The 6574-nt window shown below is 63.2% G+C and carries 6 protein-coding genes; 4 read left to right on the plus strand and 2 right to left on the minus strand.

The window, feature by feature from the left end; genetic code table 11:
* Nucleotides 1–81: 81 nt before the first annotated feature.
* Nucleotides 82–660, minus strand: coding sequence for a peptidoglycan L,D-endopeptidase MepK (mepK, locus tag AB0T83_RS13875; RefSeq protein ID WP_366193750.1), 579 nt, complete (start codon nt 658–660; stop codon nt 82–84).
* A 288-nt stretch (nt 661–948) separates the two neighbouring features.
* Between mepK and AB0T83_RS13880 the strand changes: the two genes are divergently transcribed.
* The 4 genes from AB0T83_RS13880 to AB0T83_RS13895 are packed head-to-tail and all read left to right on the plus strand — an operon-like array spanning nt 949 to nt 5171.
* Nucleotides 949–2553, plus strand: coding sequence for a L,D-transpeptidase family protein (locus AB0T83_RS13880; RefSeq protein ID WP_366193751.1), 1605 nt, complete (start codon nt 949–951; stop codon nt 2551–2553).
* Nucleotides 2554–2583: 30 nt separating this feature from the next.
* A complete protein-coding gene (locus AB0T83_RS13885) occupies nt 2584–3675 on the plus strand; it encodes a UDP-3-O-(3-hydroxymyristoyl)glucosamine N-acyltransferase (RefSeq protein ID WP_366193752.1) in 1092 nt (363 codons plus the stop codon).
* A gap of 30 nt (nt 3676–3705) precedes the next feature.
* Nucleotides 3706–3966: an acyl carrier protein gene (locus tag AB0T83_RS13890; protein ID WP_193141123.1), complete on the plus strand. Its 261-nt coding sequence runs from the start codon at nt 3706–3708 to the stop codon at nt 3964–3966.
* Nucleotides 3963–5171 carry a beta-ketoacyl-[acyl-carrier-protein] synthase family protein gene (locus AB0T83_RS13895; RefSeq protein WP_366193753.1) on the plus strand — a complete coding sequence of 403 codons (1209 nt, stop codon included), beginning with the start codon at nt 3963–3965 and terminating at the stop codon, nt 5169–5171. Before AB0T83_RS13890 ends, AB0T83_RS13895 begins: the two co-directional genes overlap by 4 nt.
* A gap of 15 nt (nt 5172–5186) precedes the next feature.
* Here AB0T83_RS13895 and AB0T83_RS13900 read toward each other — a convergent pair whose 3' ends face one another.
* Nucleotides 5187–5789, minus strand: coding sequence for an invasion associated locus B family protein (locus AB0T83_RS13900; RefSeq protein ID WP_366193754.1), 603 nt, complete (start codon nt 5787–5789; stop codon nt 5187–5189).
* Between the last annotated feature and the right edge of the window lie 785 nt (nt 5790–6574).

Genomic DNA, 6574 nt, shown 5'->3' on the forward strand with positions numbered 1-6574 from the left:
TCTAGGTCACGGGGGCGGGGCGCCAAACGCAAAAACGCCGCCCTAACGGCGGCGCTGGATGAGGCAGGATTTGGAAGGGCTTCAGCCGTTCCAGGTTCGGATCGGGCCACTGTCCATATGTACGAAGTTGGATCGGTAGTAGCGTCCGACACCGCCCGCCGAGACGGATTGCGCGGCTTTGGACATCTGGCTGACGCTGCGCGATTTCAACCGCAGGTCGGCGGCCTGGCCGGACATGTGCAGGGATTTCTTGGCAACCCCGCGGGTGCCCTTGCGCAGCATCGCGTTGGTGCGCGGGGTGCGATAGCCGGAAAGAAGAAGGTAGGGTTCGTCAACATTCAGGAGCGTGTGCGACGCGGCCATGATGTCGATGGTGCGGGTGTCGATCTTGGTCGCCTTGTTCTCGCGCCAATCCCGCATGAAGTGGTTGATTTCCTTGAGCGCCGGCTTCACGTAACGGCCGTCCACCCAATAGATCATGTCGATGCTCTCGCCGGTGCGGCCGGAATACATCTTGATCCGTCGAACGTCCCCGGCCCCGCGAAGGAATCCGAATACGCCTGCGTGGACCGGTGCCGCGGCAACCGTCGTTGCGGCAAAGGCCGCCAATAGTCCACGTCTGGAAAAACGGGCCGCGCCCGCCTTGCTGTCATCTGTCATGCCCGTACTGCCTCATATTCGCCACATTCGCGGCTGTTTTGAGAACCATCCCACAATTCGGCTTTTTGCACAACAGTGTGAACAACCCAACAATCATTTGGACGCACACCTGAAACCGGGCTGGAATCGGCAGTTTTCTGCCAATGCAAAGTCAGAAGGGGTGCCCCATTCCACCGTTGCCAATCAGCGACAGAATATTCAGCAACATCTGATTGTGATTTTGACGGATTGTATCTCGCGCGTTACCTCGGGGATAGTGGTCCCTTGCGCCGCAAATCAGGAGTTCCCATGCCCGCGATCCTGCGAAGCCCCATTCTGCGCCCGTTCTGGGCGTTTCTGTCCGTCCTTCTTCTGACCGGCGCTGCCTTTGCCCAGTCCGGGGATCAGGCCCTGCGTCAGGCCATTGCCTCGTCCGTGGCGCGCGATGCCACGCTGCAGCAGTTCTATGCGCAGCGGAACTATCAGCCGATGTGGATGAGCGGGTCGGCCAAGGACAAGCGCCGCCAGCGAGACTTCCTCAAGGCGCTCAAGCAGTCCGGCGATCACGGTCTGCCCACCGGCGCCTATAATATCGCGGGGCTGAGCCAGATGGCCGGGGCCAAGACGGTGGCCGACAAGGCCAAGGCCGAGATTGCCTTCAGCAAGACCTTCAGCGCCTACGCACAGGACATCCAGTCAGGCATCCTGACCCCGTCGCGGGTCAGCAAGGAGATCGACCGCGCGGCCCCCCGGCGTGGAGCGGTGCAGACGCTTGTGGCGTTTTCGAAAAGCTCGCCCTCGGGATTCCTGAAGGCGCTGCCGCCGCAACGGGCCAGCTACAAGGCGCTGATGGAGGAAAAGACCCGGCTTGAAAAGATCGTCGGATCGGGCGGCTGGGGGCCGAAGGTCGGCGGCAAGTCCTACAAGATGGGCCAGTCCTCGCAGCAGATCGTGGTCATGCGGGCGCGGCTGCGGGCCTTGGGCTATGGCAAGGGCGGCAAATCCCCGACCTTCGACCAGGCCCTGCAACAGGATCTGGCCCGGTTTCAGCGCGATCACGGGCTGAATCCCGACGGCGTGGCCGGTCCCGCCACGCTGGCGGAACTGAACCGCACCGCGCAGGACCGCCTGACCCAGGTCATCGTCGGGATGGAGCGTGAACGCTGGATGAACTTCCCGATGGGTAAACGCCACGTGCTGGTGAACATCCCCGACTATTCGGCCAAGATCATCGACAACGGGCGCGTGACGTTTGAGACCCGCGCTGTGGTCGGGCAGAACCGCTCGACCCACCGCACGCCCGAATTCTCGGACGTGATGGAGTTCATGGTCATCAATCCGACCTGGAATGTGCCGTATTCCATCGCCACGAAGGAATACCTGCCGATGCTGAAGCAGAACCCCAACGCGGTGTCGCATCTGCAACTGCTGGATCAGAACGGCAACCGGGTGTCGCGCGGGTCGGTGAATTTCGCCTCCTACAGCGAAGGCAACTTCCCGTTTCGCCTGAAAGAACCGCCCAGCGACGGCAACGCGCTGGGGCTGGTCAAGTTCATGTTCCCGAACCAGCACAACATCTATCTGCACGACACGCCGCATAAAACGCTGTTCTCGCGCGGGCAGCGGGCCTTCAGCCATGGCTGCATCCGCCTGGCCGACCCGTTCGACTTTGCCTACACGCTACTGGCCAAGCAGACGACGAACCCTAAAGGGACGTTCAAGACGCATCTGGACACCGGACGCGAAAGCGTTCTGCAACTGAAACAGCCGGTGCCGGTGCACCTCGTCTACCAGACGGCCTTCGTCGAAGGCTCGGACGACGTGCAGTTTCGGGTCGACATCTACGGGCGTGACGCAATGATCTTCAACGCACTGGCGAAGGCCGGGGTTTCGCTGCGCGCGATTGGGGGCTAGACAGGCCGGAACAGTCATTCCGGAGTGATCATGGCATTCAGTCTCGACAGCATCGCGCAGGCCCTGGGCGCGCGCCTTGAAGGGGACGCCGCGCTGCAGATCACCGGCGCCTCCGAGCCGGCGCTTTGCGGGGCGCAGGATCTGGCCCTGGCGATGGATCCCAAATACGCCGAGGGTCTGCCCAAGGGCAAGGCGCAGGCCGCCATCCTGTGGGACGGCGCGGACTGGCAGGGGCTGAACCTGAAGGCCGCACTATTCGTCGGGCGTCCGCGTCTGGCCATGGCGCATCTGTCGAAAATCTTCGATCCGGGTCCGCAGATCGCGCCGGGCATCCATCCCTCGGCGGTGGTCGATCCTTCGGCGCGGATCGGGCCGGGGGCGGCCATCGGTCCGCTGACCGTGATCGGCGTGAACGCCCGCATCGGTGCCAATGCCCGCATCGTCGGGCAGGCCACCATCGCTGAAGAGGCGGTCATCGGTGACGATGCCTTGATCTGTTCCGGCGTCCGCATCGGCGCGCGGGTGCGCATCGGTGACCGGGTGATCCTGCAACCGGGCGTGGCACTGGGCGGCGACGGCTTTGCCTTCGTGACGCCCGAGAAATCCTCGGTCGAGCAGGTCCGCGAAACCCTTGGCGACCGGGTCGAGGTCTCCAACGCCGCATGGACGCGGCTGCACTCGCTGGGCACCGTCGAGATTGGCGACGATGTGGAAATCGGCGCGAACTCCACCGTCGATCGCGGTACAATCCGCGCCACGAAGATCGGGCGCGGCACCAAGATCGACAACCTCGTACAGGTCGGCCACAACGTCGAGATCGGCGAGGATTGCATGTTGTGCGGGCTGGTCGGCGTCGCCGGATCGACCCGGATCGGCAACCGCGTCGTGCTGGCCGGGCAGGTCGGGGTGAACGACAATATTTTCATCGGCGACGATGTGGTGGCAGGCGGGGCCAGCAAGATCTTTACCAATGTGCCTGCAGGCCGGGTGATCCTGGGCTATCCGGCGATCAAGATGACCACGCACAATGAAATCTACAAGGCCCTGCGCCGCCTGCCACGGATTCTGCGCGACGTTTCGGCCCTGAAGAAAGCAGTTTCCTTGCCGGATCAAAGCAACTAAATCCCCCATCAACGAACTCGGAGTGGTCGGATGAGCGTCAGAGACAAGGTGCTGGGCATCATCGCCGAACAGGCGGTCATGGATGTGGCGGATGTCACGCCGGACAAGACACTTGAGGATCTGGGCATCGACAGTCTGGGCCTGGTTGAAAGCATCTTTGCCATCGAAGAGGAATTCGACATTCAGGTGCCCTTCAACGCCAATGATCCCGCAGCCAGCGATTTCGACATTTCCAGTGTCGAGGCCATCGTCGGCGCGGTTGAATCCCTCGTCGCCCAGCAGTCCGGATGAAGCGCGTCGTCATCACCGGCCAAGGCGCCATCAACGCGCTTGGCCACACGGCAGAAGACACCTTGCTGGCCATGCGCGAAGGCCGCTGCGGTATCGGTGAGCTGGACTTCCGCGATGTCGAACGCCTGTCGATCCACATTGGCGGGCAGGTGCGCGACTATGATCCCGAACAGCGGTTCAACCGCCAGCAGATCGCGCTGTACGACCGGTTCACCCAGTTCACCCTGATCGCGGCCAAGGAGGCCATCGCGCAATCGGGGCTGAGCTTTGCCGGCGATCTGGCGGCGCGGTCCGGGGTCGTGCTGGGCACCTCGGGCGGGGGTCTGAACACGCAGGATGAAAACTATCGCACGGTCTATGAAGAGGGGAAGAACCGTGTTCACCCCTTCGTCGTGCCGAAGCTGATGAACAACGCCGCCTGTAGTCATGTCTCGATGGACTACAACTTGAAGGGGCCAAGCTTCACTGTGGCCACCGCCTGCGCCTCGTCGAACCATGCCATGGGGCTGGCCTTCCACCTGATCCGGGGCGGCGGCGCGACCGTGATGGTGACCGGCGGCTCCGAAAGCATGTTGTGCTTTGGCGGCGTCAAGGCCTGGGAAGGGCTGCGCGTCATGTCCAAGGATGCCTGCCGGCCGTTCTCGGCCAATCGCAACGGCATGGTGCAGGGCGAAGGCGCGGCAATCTTCATCTTCGAGGAATACGAGCACGCAAGGGCGCGCGGTGCCGATATCCTGGCCGAGGTGATCGGCTTTGCCATGTCCTCGGATGCGGCCGACATCGTGATGCCCTCCAAGCAGGGCGCGGCCCGCACCATTGCCGGAGCGCTGGAAGATGCGAAGATCTCGCCCGACGCGGTGGGCTATATCAACGCCCATGGCACCGGGACGGCGGCCAATGACAAGACCGAATGCGCGGCGGTGGCCGATGTGTTCGGCGCCCATGCGGATCGGCTGATGATCTCTTCGACCAAGTCGATGCACGGCCACCTGATCGGCGGGACGGGGGCGGTAGAGCTTCTGGCCTGCGTCATGGCCCTGCGCGACGGGATCATCGCGCCGACCATCGGCTACGAGGAGCCCGACCCGGAGTGCGCGCTGGACGTGGTGCCGAACGAGGCGCGCGAGGCCGAGGTCGACGTGGTCCTGTCCAACGCGTTTGCCTTTGGGGGCCTGAACGCCGTTCTGGCGCTCAGGCGGATCTGAAGGGGCTCTGGCCGCTTACTGCGGCCGGGGCAGCGCCATCAGTTCGTTGTAGGCCGCAGTGAAGCCCGACAGCGAGACGGTCAGCGAGATGCGGTTCTCCGGCGCAACCATGGGATAGATGGCGATTTCACCGTTCGAGCCGCTGCGCATGCGCGCGATATCCGCCTCGTTCAGCCCCAGTTGCGCGATGCAGCCCTGACGGTTGCAGAACTGGAACGGATAGGTGGCGGCTTCGCCGCCGTCGGCGCTGAAGGACACGCGGCGGGTCAGCAGGGTCTCCAGCGGCGTGATGACCGTGGCGCCTGCGCTCAGCTCGGGGTTGTCCACGGGAAACAGGCTGAAATCGGCGGTGGGGTTGCCTTCCGGGTTCAGCAGGGTCTGCTGCATTTCGCAGGGGTCGAAGGCCACCTGTTCCAGCCGGATGCAGCGCAGGGACCAGTCGCCATGGGTGGCAATCTCATAGGTCTGGTTGGGCTGCGCATCGGCACGGGACTGCGGCAGCGCAGCCGCGGCCGCTTGCGCCGCATTGGGGGCCGCATTCGGTGCGGTTTGCTGGGCGGTGGCCGGAAGGGCCGCGATCAGGGTGCTCAGGGCACCGGCGATCAGGAAATTGCGCATCTGAGGCTCCGTGTTGGTCGTTCTGACCTGCACCTAGCATGGTGCAGAAAGCTTGTCAGACGGAACCTAGGGCGGCGCGCGAAAAGTTTAAAGCGTCCTTTGGTGGCCGGAGCAGGGAGGCTGCACACCTTGCCGACGGTGTCTACCTGAGCAATGGCGGGGTGCCTCAATCCTGAATTGCGGCCTTGCCCGGACCCTATTGTGTGCCGGGTTACACTTCAGGCGCGGCTGGCTCTATTTTTCTGCGGCGCAGCAATTGGGCGAAGTGCCCATTCGGCGAAACAGGGTGCGCCCGGTCAAGACGTTTCGGGCGGGTTTCGACCGCACCCGGCGGTGGTGTTTGCCCCAGAGAGGGAGCCATCGTCCCTCCGCGCAATTGGCGGCGCACCGTGGCCACGTCCTCTCCGCGCGTCGCGTTGAGAGGGCAAACCCTTGAAATGGAGCGGTTTGAACAAACGGGAGATGTCGAAAAGGCGGCACGGGCCTTTTCTTGTCGGCGCAACGGCACGTCCCGGGTCGGCAAGCTGCCAGTTGCCGGTCTTGCAATCTGGTTGCCGATATTCCGGGCGCTTCGGAAACGCGGCGGGGGAATGCATTCGAAGACGCAAACGGGATCCAGACCCCAAAAAATAAAAGGGCCCACTAAGGACCCTTTATTTTTATTTTGCTCCCTGTCGGACTGGCCGACTTATGTGGGGAACGCTACGGCGACTCGGATCATGCGTCAACAGCCAATTACTGCAAAAACTAAAGTAAAAAAAAGGCCGCGCCAGAGGCGCGGCCAG

Origin of the sequence: Meridianimarinicoccus marinus (assembly GCF_040689105.1) — a bacterium.
In the GTDB taxonomy this organism is placed as follows: domain Bacteria; phylum Pseudomonadota; class Alphaproteobacteria; order Rhodobacterales; family Rhodobacteraceae; genus Meridianimarinicoccus; species Meridianimarinicoccus marinus.